21 protein-coding genes are annotated in these 23,825 nt (G+C 63.9%); 10 read left to right on the forward strand and 11 right to left on the reverse strand.

Features of this window, described 5'->3' with window-relative positions; genetic code table 11:
• Positions 1-106 precede the first annotated feature (106 nt).
• Together N826_RS14945 and N826_RS14950 are read right to left on the reverse strand one after the other, a co-directional pair.
• Positions 107-613, reverse strand: coding sequence for a Dps family protein (locus N826_RS14945; RefSeq protein ID WP_052831277.1), 507 nt, complete (start codon positions 611-613; stop codon positions 107-109).
• Positions 614-876: 263 nt separating this feature from the next.
• Complete coding sequence (locus tag N826_RS14950) at positions 877-2,922, reverse strand: elongation factor G (RefSeq protein ID WP_044430042.1); 2,046 nt, start codon at positions 2,920-2,922, stop codon at positions 877-879.
• A gap of 515 nt (positions 2,923-3,437) precedes the next feature.
• Here N826_RS14950 and N826_RS14955 point away from each other — a divergent pair.
• Complete coding sequence (locus tag N826_RS14955) at positions 3,438-3,950, forward strand: cache domain-containing protein (RefSeq protein ID WP_244619617.1); 513 nt, start codon at positions 3,438-3,440, stop codon at positions 3,948-3,950.
• Between the two features lie 15 nt (positions 3,951-3,965).
• Here N826_RS14955 and N826_RS14960 read toward each other — a convergent pair whose 3' ends face one another.
• The 5 genes from N826_RS14960 to N826_RS14980 form a co-directional block, all read right to left on the reverse strand.
• A complete protein-coding gene (locus tag N826_RS14960; RefSeq protein WP_044430044.1) occupies positions 3,966-4,778 on the reverse strand; it encodes an aminotransferase class IV in 813 nt (270 codons plus the stop codon).
• Positions 4,775-6,829 (reverse strand): aminodeoxychorismate synthase component I, encoded by a 2,055-nt coding sequence (gene pabB / locus N826_RS14965; protein ID WP_044430045.1) that lies wholly within the window; start codon positions 6,827-6,829, stop codon positions 4,775-4,777. Before pabB ends, N826_RS14960 begins: the two co-directional genes overlap by 4 nt.
• Before the next feature lie 325 nt (positions 6,830-7,154).
• Positions 7,155-8,045, reverse strand: coding sequence for a LysR family transcriptional regulator (locus tag N826_RS14970; protein WP_044430046.1), 891 nt, complete (start codon positions 8,043-8,045; stop codon positions 7,155-7,157).
• 201 nt (positions 8,046-8,246) lie between these two features.
• A complete protein-coding gene (gene trxB / locus N826_RS14975; protein ID WP_084720765.1) occupies positions 8,247-9,260 on the reverse strand; it encodes a thioredoxin-disulfide reductase in 1,014 nt (337 codons plus the stop codon).
• 117 nt (positions 9,261-9,377) lie between these two features.
• A complete protein-coding gene (locus N826_RS14980) occupies positions 9,378-10,370 on the reverse strand; it encodes a mitochondrial fission ELM1 family protein (protein ID WP_244619618.1) in 993 nt (330 codons plus the stop codon).
• A gap of 167 nt (positions 10,371-10,537) precedes the next feature.
• Between N826_RS14980 and N826_RS14985 the strand changes: the two genes are divergently transcribed.
• Positions 10,538-11,056, forward strand: a complete 519-nt coding sequence (locus tag N826_RS14985) for an Lrp/AsnC family transcriptional regulator (protein ID WP_044430049.1) — start codon at positions 10,538-10,540, stop codon at positions 11,054-11,056.
• Between the two features lie 13 nt (positions 11,057-11,069).
• Here the strand turns inward: N826_RS14985 and N826_RS43055 are convergent, their stop codons facing one another.
• From N826_RS43055 to N826_RS15005, 4 genes are all read right to left on the reverse strand, one after another.
• Entirely contained in the window at positions 11,070-11,441 is a 372-nt protein-coding gene (locus tag N826_RS43055; RefSeq protein WP_147040759.1) for a hypothetical protein, read from the reverse strand.
• Between the two features lie 7 nt (positions 11,442-11,448).
• Entirely contained in the window at positions 11,449-11,922 is a 474-nt protein-coding gene (greA, locus tag N826_RS14995; RefSeq protein ID WP_044430053.1) for a transcription elongation factor GreA, read from the reverse strand.
• A gap of 68 nt (positions 11,923-11,990) precedes the next feature.
• Positions 11,991-15,236: a carbamoyl-phosphate synthase large subunit gene (gene carB, locus N826_RS15000; protein ID WP_044430054.1), complete on the reverse strand. Its 3,246-nt coding sequence runs from the start codon at positions 15,234-15,236 to the stop codon at positions 11,991-11,993.
• 236 nt (positions 15,237-15,472) lie between these two features.
• Positions 15,473-15,976, reverse strand: coding sequence for a hypothetical protein (locus N826_RS15005; protein WP_052831279.1), 504 nt, complete (start codon positions 15,974-15,976; stop codon positions 15,473-15,475).
• 668 nt (positions 15,977-16,644) lie between these two features.
• On the opposite strand from N826_RS15005, the gene N826_RS15010 reads away from it, so the two are divergent.
• The 8 genes from N826_RS15010 to N826_RS15045 all read left to right on the forward strand — a co-directional run bounded on the left by N826_RS15010 (position 16,645) and on the right by N826_RS15045 (position 23,647).
• Positions 16,645-17,169 (forward strand): hypothetical protein, encoded by a 525-nt coding sequence (locus N826_RS15010; protein ID WP_044430056.1) that lies wholly within the window; start codon positions 16,645-16,647, stop codon positions 17,167-17,169.
• Between the two features lie 195 nt (positions 17,170-17,364).
• Positions 17,365-18,567: an acetyl-CoA C-acyltransferase gene (locus N826_RS15015; protein WP_044430057.1), complete on the forward strand. Its 1,203-nt coding sequence runs from the start codon at positions 17,365-17,367 to the stop codon at positions 18,565-18,567.
• Between the two features lie 146 nt (positions 18,568-18,713).
• Positions 18,714-19,853 (forward strand): acyl-CoA dehydrogenase family protein, encoded by a 1,140-nt coding sequence (locus N826_RS15020; protein ID WP_186818090.1) that lies wholly within the window; start codon positions 18,714-18,716, stop codon positions 19,851-19,853.
• A gap of 137 nt (positions 19,854-19,990) precedes the next feature.
• Positions 19,991-20,704, forward strand: coding sequence for a response regulator (locus N826_RS15025; protein ID WP_084720767.1), 714 nt, complete (start codon positions 19,991-19,993; stop codon positions 20,702-20,704).
• A gap of 71 nt (positions 20,705-20,775) precedes the next feature.
• On the forward strand, positions 20,776-21,378 hold the full coding sequence (locus N826_RS15030; RefSeq protein WP_044430061.1) for a 2-hydroxychromene-2-carboxylate isomerase: 603 nt from the start codon (positions 20,776-20,778) through the stop codon (positions 21,376-21,378).
• Between the two features lie 167 nt (positions 21,379-21,545).
• Entirely contained in the window at positions 21,546-22,544 is a 999-nt protein-coding gene (locus tag N826_RS15035) for an ion channel (RefSeq protein ID WP_052831280.1), read from the forward strand.
• 160 nt (positions 22,545-22,704) lie between these two features.
• Complete coding sequence (locus N826_RS15040; protein WP_044430062.1) at positions 22,705-23,043, forward strand: hypothetical protein; 339 nt, start codon at positions 22,705-22,707, stop codon at positions 23,041-23,043.
• Between the two features lie 178 nt (positions 23,044-23,221).
• Positions 23,222-23,647, forward strand: a complete 426-nt coding sequence (locus N826_RS15045) for a DUF1489 family protein (protein ID WP_044430063.1) — start codon at positions 23,222-23,224, stop codon at positions 23,645-23,647.
• The last annotated feature ends 178 nt before the right edge of the window (positions 23,648-23,825 follow it).

A 23,825-nucleotide genomic window follows, 5' to 3' on the forward strand; every position in this document is an offset into this window, starting at 1 on the left:
GGGATCGGACTTCCTCCCTGATGGTCGAAAACGCTGATGATAGAAGGATGCGGTAAGACACCGCGCGCCCGGCGGCGAGATGCCGCCGGGGTGCAGGCCGTAGCGATCAGCTCATCGATGAACGCAGCATCCAGGCGGCCTTTTCATGGGCATCCATGCGATGGTTCATCAGGTCTTCGGTCACCGTGTCGTTCGCTTCCTCGCAGATCCCGACGACGGCGCGGCAAGCCTGGGTGACGGTCTCGTTGTCGCGCACGAGCTGTTCCAGCATGCCGCGCGCATCGGGAACGCCGTGCTCGTCCTCGATGGTGCTGAGCTTCAGGAACTGGCTCAGGCTGCCCGGCGCGAAGTAACCCAGGGCACGGATACGCTCGGCGATATCGTCCACGGCGGTCGTCAGATCGGTATATTGAACTTCGAACATCTCATGAAGGCTGTGGAACTGTGCGCCGGTCACGTTCCAGTGAAAACCATGCGTCTTGCCGAGAAGTGTGTAAGTATCCGACAGTACCTTGGCCAAGCCGTCGGATAGCGCCTTACGGTTCTCTTCGGTAATGCCGGTGCGAACTGCCAGCGGCTCATGCGACTGGGCGGTGGTCTTTTCGAATGCCATGATATGGCTCCTTTAAGCTTTGTGAAAATATCCCATTGACCCTGCTGACCAAGCTTGGCTGCATATTGGGGAAGTCAACCCTCTCCGCTGCGTCCACGCCAGGGCGGGCCGTCCATAGCTTCAACGAGAAATCGTCGGAAAAGTGCCGTGCGTCAGCCCAATTGTGCCGGGCTGAATGCTCGGTCCGTGGAAATGAGCTAGATCGTATAAAAGAAGATGGCGTGCCCGGCTAGTCGGCCGGACCCGCCATCCCGCATCCCCTTCTATTGCGCCGCGACAGACGATTGCCGGATCTCGATCGCGCGGTCCGCCAGCCGCCCGGTCAGTTCCGCCAGATGGTCGAAGCTGGTGGTGAAGAAACCCAGCCCCAGCGTCAGCGACCGAAGTTCGACGATCAGGTCGTGGACCTCCGCCTCCGGCATCAGCGCCTTGACCTCGTCCCAGCCTTCCCAGCCCGGACGTCCGTCGAAGCCCAGGATCTGGCCGCGCCGCCCGGTGATCAGGCGCTGCACCTTGGGCGTGAACTCGGTAGGCGCCGCGATGGTGACCTGAAGGATCGGCTCCAGCAGGACCGGTTCGCATTTCGGCATGCCTTCGCTCATCGCCATGCGGCCGGCCGTCTTGAACGCCTGCTCGCTGCTGTCGACCGCGTGGAACTGGCCGCTGATCAGGGTGACCGCCACATCCACCACGGGGAAGCCCAGCGGTCCCTGGACCAGATACTCCTTCACGCCGGTTTCCACCGCCGGGATGAACTGCCGAGGCACGACGCCACCCACGACCTTCTCGTCATAGGCGAAACCGCTGCCGCGCGGCAGCGGCTTGATCTCGACCTGGACGTCGGCGAACTGGCCATGGCCGCCCGTCTGCCGCTTGAAGCGGGCATGCTGGGCCGTCGGCTTGCGGATTGTCTCGCGGTAGGCCACCGCCGGCATGCGCGACCGAACCGGCAGGTTGTATTTGGAGCGCAGCCTGTCCATCGCGAGCTGGAGATGGATATCGCCCTGTCCCCACAGCACGATCTCGCCGGTATCGGCGTTGTTGGTGACGGAAAATGCCGGATCTTCCTCAGCGAGCTTCGCGATGGCTCCGGTCAGCTTGACCTCGTCGCTGCGCTGCTCGGCGGAAACCGCCAACGCATAGACGGGTGCGGGAGGGTCGGGCCACAGCGGCGCCTTGACCTTGCCGCCCTGATCGTCCAGCACTTCGCCGGTCGCCACGTGTTCCATCCGCCCCAGCGCCACGACCTCGCCGGTGGAAGCGCTGGACAGCTTGTGCTGGTCGTGTCCCTGCATGCGGTAGATGCCGCTGACCCTGTCTCCTCCCAGCGTCTGCCCGTCGCTGACGGTGCCTTTCCAGACGCGGGCGAAGCTGAGTTTGCCGGCATGGGGGGCGTGGTAGGTCTTGAACACCTGGACGACGATATTGCCGTTCAGCGGGATTTCCAGACGTGCCGCCGCCGCTTCGGCTTCCGGCGCCTCATGGCGGAGCGCCTTCAGCAGGCGCCGCACGCCGTTGTCGTTCTCGGCCGAACCGATGAAGACCGGTACGATCAGGTCGGATGCCAGATCCTTGGCAAGCTGCCGGTAGATCTCTTCCTTGTCGGGAGCGACGTCTTCCAGAAGCTGTTCCAGCAAGCTGTCGTCGAAGTCGGACAGGGCTTCCAGAAGCTCCTGCCGCGCCGTCTGCTCGCGCTCGCGCACGGTGGCCGGCACCTCGACCAGGTTGGATGGCGCATGCGGGTTGTAGTGATACGCCCGCTCGCTGACCAGATCGACATAGCCGGTGATCGTATCGCCGTCGCGGGTCGGTACTTCGCGCAGCACCAGGGGCCTTGAAGACACCGCCTGAAGCGCCTGCATCAGGTCGCGCACCCGGATTTCCTGAGTGCCCAGACTGTCCACCTTGTTGATGAACAGGATGTGGGGAATGCCGTTGTCGTCCAGGAACTTGAACAGCGGGGCCAGCATCGGCGCCTTGTCCGGAACAGGCTCGCACACGACGACCGCGACGTCGGCGACCATCAGCGAGGTCTGCGCTTCGGCTCCCAGCTCGACCGAGCCGGGACAGTCCAGGAAGGTCCAGCGTTCGCCCAGGTACTCGGCGGTGGCAAGCCCGACCTCGACGCTCATCTTGCGCGCTCGGGCTTCGGGCGCGCTGTCGCCTACAGTGTTGCCGTCCTTGACGCTGCCTTTTCGGCTGACCGCCCCAGCCGCGAACAACAGGCTCTCCATCAAGGTGGTCTTGCCGCTTAGATAGGGGCCGACGAGGGCGGCGCAGCGTGGCCCCGCTGATCTGGTGCTTGGCATTCGGAACCTCCCAGTACCGTACAAGCGCGATCTGGGGCGTCCGTGGGACCGGCCGGATCAAATTGAGAACGGCCGTGGGCGCCCTCGATCCTTTACCATTTTGGTATTTGTGATGGTCCTCCCGCCGGTTCGCGCTGTCCATGAAAAAGCGCATGCTGCGCTGCCGCAATGGTGCGACAGTCTGACCAGGGCGATCATCGTGCCGGATTCCAGTTGTGCTGTCTCACTGATTGTTCGAGATCAAACCATCTTCTTGCAAACAATATCAAAATTCCAGCCGTCGTCTTAGGTGAGTCGAGCCGGGCCGAACGGATGTCTTTCTGGAGGAACATCCGCCCACCCGTATGGTCCATCGAACCAGAAGCAGATCCTCGGCAATTTATTGACATTTATGCTATTTGATATATTCCTTTCGGTATGCCGAGACAGGCTGCCGTTTGCCGGGAATCGCTGGCCGGCTTCCTGACAGGGGGCGAACCATTCGTCAGCAATGGCCGGGCCGGGGAAAAGAACCGATGATGTCATGGATTTCCGCAACGACCCGCCGTCTGGCCACCGCTGCGGCATTTGCCGTCGCGATCATTTCGGCAGTGGGTGTGCCAGGATCGGGTGCTTCGGGATCTGCCAGCGCCGAGACTCTGAAGCCGACTCCGGACGAAGTCGTGGATCTTACCCGGAGAGCCGTCGCGATCGTCGAAACCCAGGGGGTCGAGGCCGCAAGGGAACTTTTCAACACGGAGGGCGAGTTCAAGTTCGGCGAGATCTACGTCAACCTGCTCGACTTCAAGGGAGCCTGGCTGATCTACCCGCCTCGGCCGGCCAGCGTCGGGCTCAACGTCATCAACCTCAAGGACGCCGACGGCAAGTCCCTGATCCAGGACATCATCAGGACCGCGCGCGACAACGGCGAGGGCTGGGTCGAATATCGCTGGATCAATCCTGTCACCAACAGGGTCGAACCGAAGCTGACCTACGTCAAGCGGGTGGCCGGCAAGGACATCGCAGCCTCCATCGGTATCTACAAGTGACGTCCTCCCATCCAGTCATCTGAGATCGCGGTAGATCTCCGCCGCCGCATCGTGCAACTCGCGCCCTTCCGGCAGGACGCCGCCGCCAAGGGCGCTCAAGCGCCGCACACCCAGGCTGTTGACCGAAACGACTTCGTCGGCGCGTTCGAGGTCGGCCGGCGTCAGGCTCCTCTCCGTGATGCTCAGCCGCTCCAGCAGCCTGCGACGCAATGTGCCGGGCAGAGCGCCATCGCCGGCCGGCGGCGTCGCCATCTCCTTGCCGAAACGCACCATCAGGTTGGCGGCGGTAAAGCAGGCGACGTTTCCCCGACCGTTCAGGAGCACCGCGTCGTCGGCGCCCCGTTCGTTCGCTTCGCCGAGTGCGATGATGTTGTCCAGATAGCCCAACGACTTGATGCGCGAGAGCGGGGAAGATTCGTTCCGCCGCGTCCTTGTCGCGATGATTGCGGTGAAGCAGTCCGGTCTCGACGGCAGTCCCGCCGCCGTGATGCAGACCGTCGGTACCGCATCCGGGGAAGGGGCCAGTCCCCGCACGCCTTGCCCCCGGGTGACGGTCAGCCGAAGGACGCCCTCGGCCATGCCATTGGCCTCGCGGGTATCCTCCAGGTGCCGGGCCAGATCACGGCCCCGGCCAAGATGCGGAAACCCAAGGATATCGAGTGCCGCCGCCAGCCGCTCCAGGTGAGCCTGGACATCGACCACGCCGCCGTTCCGCACGCGTAAAGTCTCGAAGACTCCATCGCCCAGCGTAAAACCGCGGTCCGCCAAAGCGACGCCGGCGCCTGGCTGGTCGACGATCCCGTCGTTCAGGAAACACTTCGCGGTCATTCTTCCGGCTCCCGCACCTTCGATCGGCTTTTCGTGACGGCAGCGACCAATGCCGCCGCCTTCAACTCGATCTCCGCCACCTCATCTGCCGGATTGGACAGCGCCACGATGGCTCCACCGGTCCCGACCGTGCTCGTCTGTCCATCCGAAACGATGGTCCGGATCACGATATTCAGATCGGCCGCACCGTCGAGGCTGAAGAAGCCGATGCTTCCGGAGTAGATGCCGCGCGGCGTTCCTTCCAGCCGCTCGATGATCTCCATGGTGCGCCGCTTCGGAGCGCCGGTCATCGATCCGCCGGGGAACGTGGCGCGGAAACAATCCACCGCGTCGCACTCCGGCCGCAATCGCCCCTCTACCGTTGTCACGAGCTGGTGGACGGTGCGGTAGCTTTCCACATCCATCAGGCTTGGAACATGGACCGAACCGACCTGACAGACGCGGCCCAGGTCGTTGCGCAGGAGGTCGGTGATCATCAGGTTTTCCGACCGGTCCTTTTCGTCGCCGGCCAGGGCGGCGCGCAGGCGCGCGTCCTCCTCCGGCGTCTTTCCACGCCGCCGGGTGCCCTTGATCGGCTTCGTCCGCACGGTGCCGGCGGGATCGATGCGGAGAAATTGTTCCGGCGAGGAGCAAAGGACACTCAACTCCCCGAAGCGCAGATAAGCCGCATGGGGAGCGGGGTTGAGCCGGCGCAGCAGAAGGTAGGTCCCTAGCGGATCGTCCAGCGGCGGCAGGTAGAGCCGGTTGGTCAGGCAAACCTCATAGCTTTCGCCGGCGCGGATTTCCTCAAGGCAGGCTTCGATCAGCCGGAGATAGTCCGGGGTGGAATGGTGCCAGGAAATGGCAGGCGGGCCAGCGGCATCCCACTCTTCCGCCGGGGTGGCGTCCAGCTCCAGCCGCTCCAGCGTTGTGGAGCAGTGGGTCAACCAGTCGAGTTCCGGATCACCTCCTTCCGGCGCCACCGTCACCGCGTAGACCGCCTCCTCGCCATGATCGAAGCACAGGAAGCGGCCGGGGAAGATCAGCTGCGCGTCGGGATGCGGCGATGAAGGCGTCGCCCGCCAGCCGTCCTCCGTCCTCAGTTCGTATCCCAGGTAACCGACGAACCCGCCCTTGAACGGGAAAGGGGCCAGCTGCGCGTCGATATCGATGCCGGCCAGCCGCCGCTGGACGAAAGTCAGGATATTCTCATCCGGACCGGCCATCGTGCCCGATCGGTGCGAATGGACGGATGCGTTAGGCCCGCCGTCGTCTCCCATGTAGGAGAAGCCGCCTGCCGGCAAAGCAGCGCCGTCGAGCCAGAAGGCATTGGAAGAATTGGCGAACAGCAGCCTGAACGCCGCGGCCGGATCGACCGCGCCGCCAATGCGTCGGTATTGCAGACGCCATGCCGCCGGACCTTCCGCCCGGCGCTGCGTCGCCTTCGCCGTGGTCCGGCTTGCCCTTGGCTTGCCGCGCGGACGGTTGGCGGCGTATCGCGCCGTCAAGTCCCGGAAATTCCGCAGCAGGGTATCGCCATGTTCCGACAGGATCGATTCGGGATGGAACTGTACGCCCCACAGCGGCCGGGTCTCATGCTCGACAGCCATGATCAGGCCGTCCTCCGTCCAGGCCGTCGCCCGCAGCCCGGGAGGCAGGGGCGGAACCGCCACCAGCGAGTGGTAGCGCACGGCGCGGAACGGTGACGGCAAGCCCTGGAACAGTCCGGAACCCGTGTGATGGATGCCGCTGACGCGGCCATGCATGGGGACCGGTGCACGCTCCACGACGCCGCCAAGGACATGGCAGATCCCCTGGTGGCCCAGGCAGATGCCAAGGACCGGCGCCGTCTCCTCCCGGATCAGCCGGGCACAGATGCCGAAATCGGCATCCAGCGTCGGCGTGCCCGGACCAGGCGACAGGACGACGTTGTCGTAGTCCAGCCGCTGCAACTCGTCCCAGGACAACGCGTCGTTCCGGACGACGAGCGGCTCGCAGCCGTTCACCAAGGCCAGCAGATGGAAAACGTTGTAGGTGAACGAGTCATAGTTATCGATGATCAGCGTCCTCATCGATCCCGCCTCTTTTCCATCCAGGTAAGTCCCGCAAGCCCGATATATGCCGGCTGGACAGGCCGATTTCACGCGGCGAATGGCGCTGCTCAAAAAGAACGCCCGCAAATCGAACGACTTGCGGGCGAGTTGAACAGGGAGGCTTCACGTCTGGGAGACGCTGAGTCCGAAGACCCAACCCTGAACAAGGTCCAGGGCGAAACAGCGAATATTGCATCGCAATATCCACTAGCCAATTAATTGGTCATTTGGTGCCCAGATTCCATGCATGATTCGAGGAAGCGCCCATGCACCTTCCGCATGGCTTTGAAGCGCAACGATTCGCTCAGAAAGCTGTCTCCGCTACTTTGCGCACGAGGAAGTCACGGAACGCATCGATGCGCTTCGAATGACGCAGTTCCTCGGCGTAGACGAAGTAGGTCTCGACCTTGGGGCCGTTCAGTTCCGGTAGGACGCGGACGATGTCGCGGCTGCCCTCGACCATATAATCCGGCAATGCGGCCATGCCCAAACCGCTCTCCACCGCCTTGAAGATCGCGTATACATTGTTGACGCGCATGATGGGGTTCCGGGTACCCTGCGGCGGGTCGCCGGCGTCCAGCAGCCAGTTGATGTTGGAGATCGGGGCGCGCATGTCCGTCGGGTAGGCGATCAGGTCGTGGTTGTCGAGTTCCTGGACCGTCTTGGGCACGCCTTTACGTTTCAGGTAGCTGACATGGCCGTAGACGTGGAACCGTATCGTCATCAGGTGACGCTGGATCAGGTCGGGTTGCCTGGGCTGCGTCATGCGGATGGCGATGTCGGCTTCGCGCATGCCCAAGTCGAGTTCCGTGTCGTCCAGCAGCAGGGAAAGCTGGATATCGGGAAACTTCTGAAGGAACTCGCGGGCGCGCGGCGTCAGCCACGTCGTGCCGAAGGCCACCGTAGTGGTGATCTTCAGCGGTCCCTTGGCGTGCTCGCGGCTCTCCGTCAGCATCGCCTCGGTCATCGACAGCTTGGCGAAGACGTCGCGGGCCGTCTTGTTGAGCAATTCGCCCTGCTCGGTCAGGATCAGACCGCGCGCGTGCCGATGGAACAGCGGCACGTTCAGGCTTTCCTCAAGCGCGCTGATCTGTCGGCTGACAGCGGATTGACTTAAATTGAGGCTTTCGCCGGCATGAGTGAAACTGCCGGCTTCGGCCACCGCGTGGAAGACCCGAAGCTTATCCCAGTCCATGAATCGTCCCGTTCATCGGCGGACGGAGGAAACCCGTCCGTCGCATCGTCTTGGCCGGCGGCGCTGCCGGCCCTGCGATGATATACCGCGCCGTACAGCAAGGCCACGCCAGTTAGGCCTGAAAAAGCATGATTCCTGGTCAACCGTCACGAAAATGCCAGTTTCGGGCAAGGGGAATGCCCCTTGCCCTATCCGGTTCGGTTATTCCCAGGCCCCGATCATCTGCGGATTGGCCGCTTCGCGAAGCGCTTCCTCCGGCGAGCCCTGGTGTTCGGCCAGGAACTTCTCCGCTTCCAGCGCCGCCATGCAGCCCATTCCGGCCGCCGTGACCGCCTGCCGGTAGATCTTGTCCTTGACGTCGCCCGCGGCGAACACGCCCGGAACGTTGGTCGCGGTCGAATCGGGAGCGGTCAGGATATAGCCTTCCGGATCGGTGCTGACCTTGCCCTGGAAGATCTTGGTGGCGGGATCGTGGCCGATCGCGATGAAGACGCCTTCGACCGGCAGGGTCGAGACCGCGTCCGTCTTGATGTTGCGGAGCTTCAGGCCGGTGACGGCCTTGGGCGAATCGTCGCCGCCTTCGCCCAGGATCTCATCGACCACGGTGTCCCATACAACCTCTACCTTCGGATTGCGGAACAGCCGTTCCTGCATGATCTTCTCGGCGCGGAACTGGTCGCGCCGGTGGATCACCGTCACCTTGGATGCGTGGTTGGTCAGGTACAGGGCTTCTTCGACCGCCGTGTTGCCGCCGCCGACCAGCGCAATCTCCTTGCCGCGGAAGAAGAAGCCGTCGCAGGTGGCGCAGGCGGATACCCCCGCGCCGGCGTAGGTGCGCTCGCTCTCCAGCCCCAGCCAGCGGGCCTGAGCACCGGTCGCGATGATCACGGTGTCGCCGGTATACAGGTCGCCGCTGTCGGCCTTCGCCTCGAACGGGCGCTTGGAGAAGTCGACCTCCGTGATGACGTCAAAGAACATCTCCGTCCCGACATGCTCGGCCTGTTTCTGCATCTGCTCCATCAGCCAGGGACCCTGGATGACGTCGGCGAACCCCGGAAAGTTCTCGACGTCGGTGGTGATCATGAGCTGCCCGCCCGGCTGCAAGCCCTGGACCAGGATCGGCTTCAGGTTGGCGCGCGCGGCGTAGATCGCGGCAGTATAGCCGGCCGGGCCGGCGCCGATGATCAGGACCTTGGAGTGATGATGAGCAGGCATGCGATGAAAGCCCCGGATTCTAATCTGAAATGGATGGAACGGAACGTAACTTATGGCCGCTTGAACATGGGCAGGGACGGTTCCCCCGTCAACCTGACCCATTCCAACCGGACGCCGTCAACCGGCCCGCCTTGGCGCTTCGATCCGCTGCCCCGTCCGCTCTTCCAGCCGTCGCCTGATTTCGGCGCCGACTATGGCGGTATCGTCCGGCGGCTCGTAGCTCCAGTGGTCGAGTTCGCCGGTGAACGGCCGGATGATTCCGGCTTCCTTCAGCGCCCGGTGGAAGGTCTGGAACTTGGGCGACCCTCCGTCCAGCTCGATGATGTAGACCGGCTTGCCGGTCGAGCAGGCTTCCGACACCATCGACACGCTGTCGCTGGTGACGACGATCACGTCGGCCAGCGCCAGGAAGGCGAAGTACGGGTTCTCGCCCTTGCCGTCCCAGACGACCGACGGCACGTCGGCCATGCGCGCCCGCAGGATCGCCTCGTTGTCGGCGCCTGTCCGGCGCGACGGGGTGACCAGCAGGCCGGCGCCGTGCTGCTTGGCGAGGTTCGCCAGCTTCTCCGCCACATCGCCCATGATGACCGGGGTCATGCGGAACAGCTTGTTGGTGCCGCCGATCAGCACCGCGATCCGAGGATGCGGCAGGTGCTCGTAGGCCGGCCCCAGCCGCTCCGCCGCGGCCGCTAGCTTATCCGGCGTGATCAGGTGCAGCGCTCCGCGTGTCGTGATGACGTTGGGACCGCGCAAGCGATCGTGCTCCGGCACGACGACGAGGTCGAGCAGGCGCGGCGGAATCTGCGGGTCCTGGAGGTGGACCGCGAAGGTCTTGCCCCGGCTGGCGCGCCGGACGCCGAGAGCCGGCGTCACGGCGGCCCGGCCACAGCTGATCAGCAGATCGGGCCAGGGCGGCTCCAGCGCGTCGCTGCCGGGGGCGGTCGAGTGCCGCGGCCCCAGCCGGAAGAACGGACTTAGCTGCTTCCACGGCGTGCGCAGTGTCACTCGCTTGATGACCGGAGGGATGCCGACCGCCTCGGCCAGTCCGATGCATTGGTTTTCCATGCCGGCCTTGCCGTCGCTGACAACCCAGCAGGTTAGATTTTGCACGATCGCGGGCCTTCTTCGTTGCTGACCGGTGACGGGGCCGTGGTCGGGAATAGCACATTCCGCCTATTATAAAGTTTCGCACTTGTAAGGCGGCTTGGACTTGGCGTAAACCAGTGGTCTGTGTAATATCCTTTCCAATTCATCCCTAGAGGCTACAAGAGAAAACCATGCGGCGAGTCAAACTCGACCGGATTGACCGGCGCATTCTGCGCGACCTTCAGGCCGATGGTCGCATGACCAACGTCGAACTCGCGCGGCGTGCCGGCATCTCGGCTCCACCCTGCCTGCGGCGCGTCCGTGCCCTGGAAGAGGCTGGTTTCATCCGTGGCTATCATGCCGATATCAACCCCGAAGCCCTCGGTTATGGCGTGACCGTGTTCGCCCATGTCGGGCTGACAAGCCAAGCCGAAGCGGACCTAAAGAAATTCGAGGATCTGGTCAATAGCTGGCCGCTGGTGCGCGAGTGCAACATGCTCGCGGGCGAGACGGATTTCCTGCTGAAGATCGTCGCGGAGGACTGGGATTCCTACCAGCGCTTCCTGACGACCAAGCTGACCAGCGCCCCCAACGTCAGCCACGTCAAGTCCGCCCTCGCGATCCGAACGTCCAAGTCCCAGCCCGGCGTTCCGATCGACACCGAGATCGGCGACCTGCCGGACGAGGACGAGCTGGAGGACGAAGAGTAGGCGGTTCCGCCGCCTACTCCTTAATTGCGTCAATCCGGTGGATCGCATACAGTGACATGACTGTTTCTGGAGCGGTGACATGGTGGACAAGAGTGACCTGATACTCTCGGCGATCGAGCGGATGTACGCCGACATCGTGGAGATCAAAACCGACGTTGCTGGCCTGAAGGGCCGGATGGATGACTTGGAAGCCGGCCAAAGGACTATGAGGCAGGTCATCGACGGGAATCATCTCAAGGTAATCGGTCGCATCGATCAGCTCTCCGACCAACTCGAGCGCCACATCAAGCACGCTGTCTAAACCGATCTCGCCAACCACCGATCCTCCAAAACAAAAATGCGGGCTTTCGCCCGCATTTTTCATTTCAGCCGAGTGACCGACCAAGCCCGTATCAGCGGAACTCGACCTTTACGACCTCATAGCTCTTCGAGCCGCCGGGGGTGGGGACCTCCACCATGTCGCCGACGGTCTTGTTGATCAGCGCCCGCGCCAGCGGCGAGTTGACCGACAGCAGGCCGGCCTTGATGTCGCTCTCGTCCTGGCCGACGATCTGGTACGTCGTCTCTTCGTCGGTATCCTCGTCGGCCACCGTGATCGTCGCGCCGAACTTGACGGCGCTCCCGGACAGTTTGGAGACGTCGATCACCTCCGCGCGGCTGATCTTGTCTTCAAGTTCCAGCACCCGTCCCTCGATAAAGCTCTGCCGTTCACGCGCAGCATGGTACTCCGCGTTTTCCGAAAGATCCCCGTGTTCGCGCGCTTCGGCAATGGCTTTGATCACCGCCGGGCGTTCGCTCGATTTCAGGTGCCTTAACTCCTCTTGGAGGCGGTTGTAGCCCGCCGCCGTCATTGGAACTTTTTCCATTTCCGGTCCACTCGACGCTGAAGAAGACTGCGGCGCGGCCAGATTAGCCGCGCCGAGAGCCCTGATCCTTAATATGACCCGCTCAGGTAGGACTGAAGGGGAGCCACGTCAAGGCTCCCACTCCGAAGCGCCGAGATAGCCTCGACGGCAGCCCGTGCTCCTGCGACGGTCGTATAATAGGGAATGTTATTGACGAGAGCGGTCCGGCGCAAGCTGAAGCTGTCGGACATCGCCTGCGCTCCGTCCGTCGTGTTGAAAACCAATTGCACGTCGCCATTGATCATGGCGTCAACCACATGCGGTTGTCCCTCGAGCACCTTGTTGACCCGCGCCACCGGGATGCCCGCCTCGCCGAAGGCCTTCGCCGTACCCGATGTCGCCACCAGCCCGAAGCCCATCTCGTGCAGCTTGCGTGCGATCACGACCATGGCGGCCTTGTCGTGATCCTTGACCGAGATGAAGACCTTGCCCTCCAACGGCAGCACCACCCCGGCGCCAAGCTGCGCCTTGGCGAAGGCCCGGCTGAAATCATGGTCGAGGCCCATGACCTCGCCGGTCGATTTCATTTCCGGCCCCAGGATGATATCGACGTTGGGGAAGCGGGCGAACGGGAATACCGCTTCCTTGACGGCGGTGTGCGGCGGGGTCGGTCCGTTCAGGGTAAAGCCGGACAGCTTCTCCCCCGCCATGACCCGGGCCGCGATCTTCGCGATGGCGGTGCCGGTCGCCTTGGCGACGAACGGCACGGTGCGGCTGGCGCGCGGGTTGACTTCCAGGATGTAGACCTGGGTGCCCTTGACCGCGAACTGCACGTTCATCAGCCCGACCACTTCCAGCGCCTCGGCCAGCATCCTGGCCTGACGCCCGATATCGGCGACCACGTCGGACGCCAGCGAGTACGGCGGCAGCGCGCAGGCGCTGTCGCCGGAATGGATGCCGGCTTCCTCGATGTGCTCCATGATGCCGGCGACATAGACGTCGGTGCCGTCCGACACGGCGTCCACGTCGACCTCGATCGCGTCCTGGAGGTAGCTGTCGATCAGCACCGGGTTCTTGCCCGACACCTTGACGGCCGAGCCCATGTAGCGCTTCAGCCCGGCCATGTCGTGGACGATCTCCATCGCCCGGCCGCCCAGCACGTAGCTGGGACGGATGACGACCGGGAAGCCGATGCGGGCGGCCACGGCCTCAGCCTCTTCCAGGCTGCGCGCCAGCCCGTTGGCCGGCTGGTGCAGGCCCAGCTTATGGAGAAGCTGCTGGAAACGCTCGCGGTCTTCCGCCAGGTCGATCGCGTCCGGCGAAGTGCCCAGGATCGGGATGCCGGCCGCTTCCAGGTCGCGCGCCAGCTTCAGCGGAGTCTGCCCGCCGAACTGGACGATGACGCCCAGCACCTCGCCCTTGCTCTGCTCGACCCGGACCAGCTCGATCACGTCCTCGGCGGTCAGCGGCTCGAAGTAGAGGCGGTCGGAGGTGTCGTAGTCGGTCGAGACCGTTTCCGGGTTGCAGTTGACCATGATGGTCTCGTACCCGGCCTCGATCAGCGCATAGACCGCGTGGACGCAGCAGTAGTCGAACTCGATGCCCTGGCCGATCCGGTTCGGCCCGCCGCCCAGGATCACGACCTTCTTGCGGTCGGTCGGCTGCGATTCGCACTCCGCCCCGCCCATGCCGTCCGCCTCGTAGGTCGAATACATGTACGGAGTATCCGAAGCGAACTCCGCGGCACAGGTGTCGATCCGCTTGTAGACCGGCGTGACGCCCAGCGCCCGCCGCGCGGCCGACACTTCCGACTCGGACGTACCCGCCAGCTCGGCCAGCCGCGCGTCGCTGAAGCCGGTCTGCTTCAGCCGCAGCCAGCCCCGCGCCTCGGCCGGCAGGCCGTTCTTCCGCACTTCGGCTTCCGCCGCGACGATCGCCTGGATCTGCTCCAGGAACCACGGATCGTACTTGCAGGCGGCCTGGACCTCCGCGACGCTCAGCCCGTGGCGGAAGGCCTGGGCGATCACCAGCAGCCGGTCCGGAGTCGGCTTGCTCAGCGCCGCCCGCACCGTCAGCGGATCGGGGTTGCCGTCGCCGATCAGCACTTCGTTGAAGCCGGTCAGCCCGGTCTCCATCGAGCGCAGGGCCTTCTGCACCGACTCGGCGAAAGTGCGGCCGATCGACATGGCCTCGCCGACCGACTTCATCGAGGTCGTCAGCAGGGGCTCGGTGCCGGGGAACTTCTCGAAGGTGAAGCGCGGCATCTTGGTGACGACGTAGTCGATCGTCGGCTCGAACGAGGCCGGAGTGACGCCCGTGATGTCGTTGTCCAGCTCGTCCAGCCGGTAGCCGACCGCCAGCTTGGCGGCGATCTTGGCGATCGGGAAGCCGGTCGCCTTGGACGCCAGCGCCGAGGACCGGCTGACGCGGGGATTCATCTCGATCACGACCATCCGGCCGTCGGCCGGGTTGACCGCGAACTGCACGTTCGACCCGCCGGTATCGACGCCGATCTCGCGCAGCACCGCGATCGAGGCGTTGCGCATGATCTGATATTCTTTGTCGGTCAGCGTCAGGGCCGGCGCCACGGTGATGCTGTCGCCGGTATGGACGCCCATCGGGTCCAGGTTCTCGATGGCGCAGACGATGATGCAGTTGTCGGCGCCGTCGCGCACGACCTCCATCTCGTATTCCTTCCAGCCCAGCACCGATTCTTCGATCAGCACCTCATGGGTGGGGGAGGCGCGCAGGCCGCCGCGCACGATGTCCTCGAACTCCGCCCTGTTGTAGGCGATGCCGCCGCCGGTGCCGGCCAGCGTGAAGCTGGGGCGGATGATCGACGGCAGGCCGGTCTCGGCCAGCGCCGCCAGCGCCTCGTCGAAGCTGCGGACCATCCGGCTGCGCGGGCTTTCCAGGCCGATCTTGTCCATGGCGTCGCGGAACAGCAGGCGGTCTTCCGCCTTGGCGATCACCTGCTTGTTGGCGCCGATCATCTCGATGCCCAGCCGCGCCAGGGTGCCGTCGTCGTCCAGCGCTATCGCGGTGTTCAGCGCGGTCTGGCCGCCCATTGTCGGCAGCAGCGCGTCCGGACGCTCCTTCTCCAGGATCTTCGCCACCGTGGCCGGGGTGATCGGCTCGATATAGGTCGCATCGGCCAGATTCGGGTCGGTCATGATGGTGGCTGGATTGGAGTTCACCAGGATGACGCGGTAACCCTCTTCGCGCAGGGCCTTGCACGCCTGGACGCCGGAGTAGTCGAACTCGCAGGCTTGTCCGATGACGATGGGGCCGGCGCCGATGATGGCGATGGACTTGATGTCGGTACGTTTGGGCATGGCGCTCGGGCTCTGGAATACTTCAGGCGCAACAAAATTCCCCTCCCTGCAAATCGGGGAGAGGGTCGGACAGGGGGTGCCACGCATCCGACCGCTGAAGACGCCGGAGCGCAAACCCGTGCCTATATAGAGACTGAATCACCCGGCGGGAAGCGCGACGTTGCGTCCGGAAGGCAGGAATGCGCTTCCACGCGCCGTTCATCCGTCCGGTCGAATGCCTTTGGCCGGAGCCGCGGTCACGGCCGGTCGCGCAGCGGAACCGGAGCGAGAAACCGTTGCAGGGTGGCCAGCGGGGCCACCCAGACCGCGCAAAGCCCGGTATCCTGGCGGTCGAATAGATAGGCCTTGTCGGCCTGCGCGCGCCTTTCCGGGTCGTGCAGGTTGACGCCGGACCCCCAGCCGATCCCATAGGGCCTGTCGTCGGCCGATTTTACGCGAAAGATGAAGTCGAGCCGCTGGATGAAGGCGCCGCGCCGGCAGGCGGTGGACAGGTCGCGGTCGACCTTCGCCACGTCGCGGATGCTGCCTTTCAAGTGATAGACGATTCGCTCGGGACGGATCGGCGTCTGCCGGAAAGGCGGAATGGGCTCCAGCGTCCAGGGTGAGAACGGCAGCGCGCTGAAATGCTCGGGCAGAACCGTACGGTCCAGCCGGTTCTGGTCGGCAACGGCGGAGAAAGCCGGTGTGACCGCCGTCATTGCGATCAGGAACAGGAGAGGGGCAAAGGCCGCACGCATCATGGGATGATGTCATCGGGGAGCGGCGCGGTAAAGGCCGAGGTCATGCCGGCTTCGGGAGGGACACCTTGAGGGATGCTGCAGGATCCGTCGATCGGCAGTATCCGGTGCGGGTAGTTCAGCTACAAAGCTGAATTATCAGGAAACAGGCAATAAAAAAGCCCCGGCGCTGCCGAGGCCTAATCTTGTGACTTTCTGGAACGACCTTCTTGTGGATCGTCTGAACTGTCTCAAGCTCCTTTTGCGGAGCGTTTCTTCCCTGTCTGCCGGCTGCCCTTTGTTTGGGCGGTCCGTTTTGTTGTGGGTGTTTTCTAACAGAAGTCCGTTTGCCGATAAACCACTAAAACGTCATATGACCATTGATCGGGAGAGCGTTGCGCTGCGGACATAGGTCGCGGTAGCGCAGCGGGATTTCAGGGTAAAACCATCCCGGCAGTTTTCGCCGATGCTCCTGGAAGTGGGTGCGCCGGTTGGCCGCAGGCCGCGGCACGATAGCGACAGGATGGATTCCGGTCATTTCCTTGCATATTAGGAGAATTTTTGCGAATTATAGTCTTTCCTGTTCACCGGATGGTTTCAGCACCGGATGGCGGTCCGTTTCTCCGCCACGGTTCCTATCGGAAATTTGGTCAGCCGAAGACCGGTTCATATCGATTCATTTGAGGTTAAGCATGGCATCTCATGGCCGGATAACGGTTGCCGCCCTGTTGTTCTTCTGCCTGTTCATTGGGGGTTTCGATACGGCTTCCGTCGCGGCTCAGCCGGTTCCACCCGTTTCGGGCGCGGCTCCCCCTCCGTCCAACGGAGCACCCGGCATACCGCCCGACGTGCTGACGATCCCGCAGTTGCCGGTGCCGCCCAACAGCAGTTTCGCCATCGACGACACGGTGCTGGTCGGCAACGACGACGATTGGACCGGACAGGTGATCCTCAACGCTCCCTTCAGCGTCATCCAGGTGACCCAGTTCTACCGGACCGAAATGCCGAAGATGGGCTGGGCGGAAACCGCCATCGTCCGAGCGCGCCGCACGTCGATCTCCTTCGTCCGCGACCAGCGGGTGGCGACCATCCGGATCAGCATCCAGAAGGACGACAACAAGCGCACCGACATCGACGTGGTCGTCTCGCCCATCCAGACCAAGCTGGCGCCCGGCACTTCCTCGACCACGGCGCCCATGCTGCCACGCCTGAAATAAGCGTTTCGTCCGGGTTCCCCCTCATCGACCGCTTGCGTGGCGCCCCTTCCTCGGGTCACATCGTCACCTGACCGCATCGGCTTCCGTCAGCCACTTCCGTCAGGCACTTCCATGAGCCTGTGACAGGTTGGGAAGGCGATGCGTCCGGAGACCGGCGGCACAGCCGGAGTGAACGAAGATCAAGGGGGAATACCCATGAGTAACCAAGACCTGCGCCACGACCCCGTCGTTATCGTTTCGGCCGTTCGTACCCCCATGGGCGGTTTTCAGGGCGATCTCGCCGCCGCGACGGCGCCGGAACTCGGCGCCACCGCGATCCGCGCCGCACTCGAGCGGGCCGGCCTAGGTTCCGATTCGATCGAGGAAGTCATTATGGGCTGCGTGCTGCCGGCGGGGCTGGGGCAGGCGCCGGCCCGCCAGGCCTCGCTCGGCGCCGGCATTCCCGAATCGGTCGGCTGCACCACCATCAACAAGATGTGCGGATCCGGCATGAAGGCGGCGATGCTGGCCCATGACCTGATCGCGGCAGGCACCAACGGCATCATGGTCGCGGGCGGCATGGAAAGCATGACCAACGCGCCGTATCTGCTGGACCGTGCCCGAGGCGGCTACCGCATGGGCCATGGCCGCGTGATCGACCACATGTTCCTCGACGGGCTGGAGGACGCCTACGACAAGGGCCGCCTGATGGGTACCTTCGCGGAGGACTGCGCCCAGCATTACCAGTTCACCCGCGAAGCCCAGGACGCCTATGCCGTGGCCTCGCTGACCCGCGCCCGCACGGCGGTGGACGACGGCACCTTCGACGCGGAGATAGCGCCCCAGACCGTCCGCGCCCGCAAGGGCGAATCCCGGGTGACCAGGGACGAGCAGCCGGGCAAGGCGGTCCCCGACAAGATCGGCAGCCTGAAGCCCGCGTTCCGCAAGGACGGCACCGTCACGGCGGCCAACTCCAGCTCGATCTCCGACGGCGGAGCGGCCCTGGTGCTGATGCGCCGGTCCGAAGCCGAGCGGCGCGGCATCAAGCCCCTGGCCGCCATCACGGGCCACGCCACCCACGCCCAGGCGCCGGGCTGGTTCACCACCGCACCGGTCGGCGCCATGCGCAAGGTGCTGGACAAGGCCGGATGGTCGGCCGCCGATGTCGACCTGTACGAGGTCAACGAGGCGTTCGCCGTGGTCGCGATGGCGGCGATGCGCGAACTGGACCTGCCGCACGACAAGGTCAACGTCCATGGCGGCGCCTGCGCGCTCGGCCACCCGATCGGCGCGTCGGGTGCCCGTATCCTGGTGACCCTGCTGGCGGCCCTGGAGAAGTACGACCTCAAGCGCGGCATCGCGTCCCTCTGCATCGGCGGCGGCGAGGCCACGGCCCTGGCGGTCGAGCGGATCGCCTGAAATCAGGGCCAGCGCAGAGTGTAGAAGCGGCCTCCGGCCGCTTTGTCGAGACTTACCAAAAGCGGCCGGAGGCCGCTTCTACACTGGTGCCATCTTATCAAAACCGCTGTGCCAAGCAAAAAGCCGATAAACCAGGGTGGGAAACGATGCTGATTACCGAAGAGCAGGCCATGGTGCGCGACATGGCGCGCCAGTTCGCGGCTGAGCGGCTGGCCCCTTTCGCGGCCGAATGGGACCGGACGGCCAGCTTCCCGTCGGAAGCCCTCGCCGAGATGGGACGCCTCGGCATGCTCGGCATGGTGATCCCTGAGGAATGGGACGGGGCAGGGGCCGATTATGTCTCCTATGCCCTGGCGCTGGAGGAGATCGCCGGCGGCGACGGCGCCGTATCGACGATCATGAGCGTCCACAACTCGGTCGGCTGTATGCCGATCCTGACCTTCGGCACGACCGAACAGAAGGAGCGCTTCCTGCGCCCGATGGCGCGGGGCGAAAAGCTGGGCGCCTTCTGCCTGACCGAGCCGCAGGCTGGCTCCGACGCCGCCGCCATCCGCACCCGCGCGCGCCGCGACGGCAACCATTGGGTGCTCGACGGCACCAAGCAGTTCATCACCAACGGCAAGAACGGCCATGTCGCCATCGTCTTCGCCGTGACCGATCCGTCCGCCGGCAAGAAGGGCATCAGTGCCTTCGTCGTGCCGACCGACACGCCCGGCTACCATGTCGCCCGGATCGAGCACAAGCTGGGCCAGCGCTGCTCCGATACCGCGCAGATCGTGCTGGACGGGTGCAGGCTGACCCCCGACCTGATGCTGGGCGAGGAGGGCAAGGGCTACAACATCGCGCTCGCCAACCTGGAAGGCGGCAGGATCGGCATCGCCGCCCAGTCCGTCGGCATGGCGCGCGGTGCCTTCCGGCATGCTCTCGCCTATGCCAGGGACCGCACCAGCATGGGCGTGCCGATCATCGAGCATCAGGCCGTGGCCTTCCGGCTGGCCGACATGGCGACCCGGATCGAAGCGGCGCACCATCTTGTCCTGCACGCCGCGGCACTGCGCGACGCCGGTATCCCATGCCTGAAGGAAGCGGCGATGGCGAAACTCAACGCGTCGGAAATGGCCGAGCGGGTCTGTTCCGATGCCATCCAGATCCATGGCGGATACGGCTATCTGGAGGACTTCCCGGTCGAGCGGATCTACCGGGACGTTCGCGTCTGCCAGATCTACGAGGGCACCAGCGATATCCAGCGTCTGATCATCAGCCGGAAGATTGCTGCCGGGGATTGAGCGGCCAAGGTCAAAAGGACGCAGGACAAAGCCCCTGACACCCTTTGCGCGATACCGCCCGTTTGGTTTATCTACCACACGAGTCCGCGCCGAAATCATTTCTCGCGGGAACCGTGCTTTTCCGGGACCGGGGCGTCGTGACACATATTCTTGCGGTCGAGGATGACGAACAGGTTCAGGAGTTGCTCTCCGACTACCTGAGCCACGAAGGGTTTCGGGTAACCGTCGCCGCCACCGGCGCCGCCATGACGGCGGTGCTGGCGGCGGACCCGGTAGACCTGATCCTGCTCGATCTGCGGCTTCCCGACGGCGACGGACTGGCCCTGGTGCGCCAGCTGCGCAGCGAAAGCCAGCTCCCGGTCATCATCCTGTCCGGCAAGGTCGAGGAGGTCGATCGCATCGTCGGGCTGGAATTGGGCGCGGACGATTACCTGACCAAGCCGTTCAACCCGCGTGAGCTGCTTGCCAGGATCAAGGCCGTGCTTCGCCGGGCGGGGGAGGGCGGGGTGGCCCGGAACGCCGAGGGGCTGCGGGCGGTGGTCTGCTTCGCGGGATGGCAGTTCGACCTGGCGGCGCAAAGGCTGCTCTCGTCCGATGGGCGCGACGTCGATCTGACCAAGGCGGAATACGCCCTGCTGGCCGCCTTCGTGAAACAGCCGCAAAAGGTGCTGTCGCGGGACCAGCTTCTCGATCTTACCCGGATCGACGGGGCCGAAGTCTTCGACCGTAGCATCGACGTGCTGATCCTGCGCCTGCGCCGCAAGATCGAGGCAAACCCGAAGGAGCCTCAGATCATCAGGACGGAACGAGGTTTGGGCTATGTTTTTGATACCAGGGTGAAGGCGGTCTGAGCAAGGTTGTCGCGGCTGGCCGTTGCCGTTAGGCTGCCTGCCTGCGAAACGGGCAAGATAAGGAAAGCCGAATGAGCGCGCCGCTGGACTTCTGGTTCGATTTTGCCTCGCCCTACGGCTATCTAGCATCGACCCAAATCGACGACATCGCGGCGCGGCACGGGCGCTCGGTCCGCTGGCGTCCGATCCTGCTCGGGGCGGTGTTCAAGGTCAGCGGCATGAAGCCCGTGATGGATCAGCCGCTGCGGGGAGAGTACCTCGTCCACGATGCGCCGCGCTTCGCCCGCCTGCTCGGCGTCCCTCTGACCATGCCGGCAAAGGTGCCGCTCAACGGGCTGGCGGCCTGCCGGGCCTTCTGGTGGCTGGAACCGTCAGACCCGGCGAAGGCGCATGCACTTGCCAAGGCGATCTACCATGCGCATTGGGGCGAAGGGCGCGATGTCGCCGCCGCCGAGCAGGTGGCGGAGGTCGCGGCACCCTTGGGGATCCCGGCGGCTGATCTTCTTGCCGGCGTGCAGGAGCAGATGGTCAAGGACCGCCTGCGGGCCGAAACGGACGAGGCGATCCGGCGCGGGGTCTTCGGCGCTCCCTTCATCCACGTCGACGGCGAAGCGTTCTGGGGAGCCGACCGGCTCGATCAGGTGGAAGAGTGGCTGGCACGCGGCGGCTGGTAATCGCCTCAAGGGTGGTCCTCAGGCTTGCTCCAATCTTCGGCGGCGGAGCGCCGTGGCCGATTTATATCTCCACGAGCGTTTCCGGTGCGGCGTGGTGCTGCATTGGATCGTGATCGTGATCGGTATAGAACTATACGATCATGAAGTAATGGGACTTTGCAGCCATCATGGCGGACCTTTTCCAAGACCCCGCACGCGGCGCGAACAGGCGGCGCTCCGGGTCTGTCGATGGTTTCAAGAGCAGGCGCCGCGCCGGTCAGCATGGTTGGCTGAGCGCCGTCATTTTTACGGGGGTCCTGCTGGGGCTGATCGCGCTGTCGATCAAGACGGTGGCGGGGGATCTGGCCTTCGTGCTGCTGGCGGCGGTCGCCGTCGTCGTCTATCTGGTCCATCGGCTGTTTCCGGGCGGCGAATTTTTCACGATAGCGCTTGCGAACTTCATCGGTATCTACGCCTCGATCTTCGTGCTGTTCATCGAAGGCAATTTCAAGGCGGTGACATCCCTGATGCAGGCCTGCGGCTTCATCCTGCCGCTCGCTGCGTTCGTTGGCGGAGCCTATTGGCGCCGCCATACGATCCGGACCATCGTGCTGACGGAGGACGTCCGGTCAGGGCCGCGCTTCAACCGCATCTTCATATGGATACTGCCGGTCTTCGCGATCGGCGCCTTGACCTTTCTTATGCCGGTTCACGATATCGCTCCGACAGTGGTGACTGAACTGTTCTTCGTCGCGATGCTGGCGATCTCCGTCGTCGTCCTGCTCGTCAGCCGGGATATATCGATCTTCCTGCTGGATACCGGGCTGCTGTTCGAAGGCTTCTTCCAGGCCGCGGCCCGGCTGGTGACGCCGGCCTTCGCCTTCCTGACCTTTTATTCGCTGCTCGTGATCGTCTTCGCATCGCTCTACACGATCCTGGACCGCTTCACCGACCCGCCCAACTTCATGATCGACGGACGCCCGCGCGATATCACCTTTCCGGAAAGCCTCTATTTCTCCCTGGTGACGCTCAGCACGGTCGGTTACGGCGACATTCAGCCGCATACCGGCTTCGCACGCCTGATCACGGCGACCGAGATCCTGCTGGGCGTGTTGCTGCTGCTGTTCGGTTTCAGCGCCATCATCAGCCATCGCAGCGACTGGCGCTCCCCCGACGATCCTGGATGAGATGGCGGCGCCGCGGAAGGCGCAAGCCGTACCTTTCGCCGAGCCGATCTACGGCTTTTATCCGATTTGCCCGATAACTTTTCTTAACGGAATCACGCTAGCCTGAACCTAACTTCGATCCAAACGAGGCCCGTCCCCATGGCGCGGGTTGACGGGGCCCATGTCAAGATCCACAGAAGACGTCAAAAACTGGATGAACATGTTCCGCTGGATCGTCAAGCTGATCCGGGACGAGTTCGGCATCGACGAAAAGATCCTGGTGCGCACCGCGACGCTGGAGACCGACATGGGGCTCACCATCGAGCAGGTCGAACAGGTGCTCGAATACATTGCCGAAAGTTTTCAGATCAGCTTTCCGGAAACCACCTTGGACGAGATCGTCAAGCTGGAGGAACTGTGCATGCTCGCCAGTTGGATGAAGGGGTTTTACAAGCGGCCGGAATTTATTTCGGACGGGTTCGAAGCCCAATGCCGCGGCATCAACGAGATCGCCGCTTAAGGCACTTCACGCAGGGGCTGGGCAACTGACGAACGATGTCGTTGGATGACAAACAGTGACGCTTTCACCATTTTTTGCACGAGCACTATAGCCGGTTAATCAGCGCCCCCTGTAACCTGCCTCCGGACATGCTATCTGCATCTGGCTTGAATTCCACATCGCCAGCATGCGGGGGCCTATGCCCATTCATCTCATCAAAATGGCCGTAGGTATCGGCGACCTCGACCATCTGATCGAAGTGCAGAAGGGACGGCATTTCGTCCGCGACGGCCGGACCGTGGTCCCCGGCTACACCCGCCGCAAGCCGCGCCGTCCCGACGAGGTCACCGACGGCGGCTCCATGTACTGGGTCATCAAGGGGCAGGTGCGTTGCCGCCAGCGAGTCCTAGATTTCGAGCTGGTCGACGGCGAAGAGGGGGAGACATGGTGTCGAATCATCATGGACCCGGAACTGATCCCGACGATGCCAGTGGCGAAGAAGCCGTTTCAGGGATGGCGCTATCTGGAGCCGTCTGCGGCCCCGAGAGATCTGGACGATGCCGGCCCCGATGGCGAACTGCCGCCGCATATCCTGGCGGAGTTGCGCGAACTCGGACTCGCCTGAAGCCGGCATGCAGCCTGTGCGATTTAACCGGACGGTCAAAAAAACTTCACCGGTATGAGTTTTTTCTGTTGCGGCTCTGAAATCATGGGGCTATACCCCGTCTCACCGAAGCGCTGGTGGCGAACGCCACAGCAAGCTGAGGGATCAGCCCACCGAGGATGGATCGCACGACGTGCTG

Source organism: Skermanella aerolata KACC 11604, assembly GCF_000936425.1.
In the GTDB taxonomy this organism is placed as follows: domain Bacteria; phylum Pseudomonadota; class Alphaproteobacteria; order Azospirillales; family Azospirillaceae; genus Skermanella; species Skermanella aerolata.

Coding starts and splice junctions, on each gene's coding strand:
- N826_RS14945 (WP_052831277.1), bottom strand. CDS start 613: ATGGCATTCGAAAAGACCACCGCCCAGTCGCATGAGCCGCTGGCAGTT.
- N826_RS14950 (WP_044430042.1), bottom strand. CDS start 2,922: ATGCCAAGCACCAGATCAGCGGGGCCACGCTGCGCCGCCCTCGTCGGC.
- N826_RS14955 (WP_244619617.1), top strand. CDS start 3,438: ATGATGTCATGGATTTCCGCAACGACCCGCCGTCTGGCCACCGCTGCG.
- N826_RS14960 (WP_044430044.1), bottom strand. CDS start 4,778: ATGACCGCGAAGTGTTTCCTGAACGACGGGATCGTCGACCAGCCAGGC.
- pabB (WP_044430045.1), bottom strand. CDS start 6,829: ATGAGGACGCTGATCATCGATAACTATGACTCGTTCACCTACAACGTT.
- N826_RS14970 (WP_044430046.1), bottom strand. CDS start 8,045: ATGGACTGGGATAAGCTTCGGGTCTTCCACGCGGTGGCCGAAGCCGGC.
- trxB (WP_084720765.1), bottom strand. CDS start 9,260: ATGCCTGCTCATCATCACTCCAAGGTCCTGATCATCGGCGCCGGCCCG.
- N826_RS14985 (WP_044430049.1), top strand. CDS start 10,538: ATGCGGCGAGTCAAACTCGACCGGATTGACCGGCGCATTCTGCGCGAC.
- greA (WP_044430053.1), bottom strand. CDS start 11,922: ATGGAAAAAGTTCCAATGACGGCGGCGGGCTACAACCGCCTCCAAGAG.
- carB (WP_044430054.1), bottom strand. CDS start 15,236: ATGCCCAAACGTACCGACATCAAGTCCATCGCCATCATCGGCGCCGGC.
- N826_RS15005 (WP_052831279.1), bottom strand. CDS start 15,976: ATGATGCGTGCGGCCTTTGCCCCTCTCCTGTTCCTGATCGCAATGACG.
- N826_RS15010 (WP_044430056.1), top strand. CDS start 16,645: ATGGCATCTCATGGCCGGATAACGGTTGCCGCCCTGTTGTTCTTCTGC.
- N826_RS15015 (WP_044430057.1), top strand. CDS start 17,365: ATGAGTAACCAAGACCTGCGCCACGACCCCGTCGTTATCGTTTCGGCC.
- N826_RS15020 (WP_186818090.1), top strand. CDS start 18,714: ATGCTGATTACCGAAGAGCAGGCCATGGTGCGCGACATGGCGCGCCAG.
- N826_RS15030 (WP_044430061.1), top strand. CDS start 20,776: ATGAGCGCGCCGCTGGACTTCTGGTTCGATTTTGCCTCGCCCTACGGC.
- N826_RS15035 (WP_052831280.1), top strand. CDS start 21,546: ATGGCGGACCTTTTCCAAGACCCCGCACGCGGCGCGAACAGGCGGCGC.
- N826_RS15040 (WP_044430062.1), top strand. CDS start 22,705: ATGTCAAGATCCACAGAAGACGTCAAAAACTGGATGAACATGTTCCGC.
- N826_RS15045 (WP_044430063.1), top strand. CDS start 23,222: ATGCCCATTCATCTCATCAAAATGGCCGTAGGTATCGGCGACCTCGAC.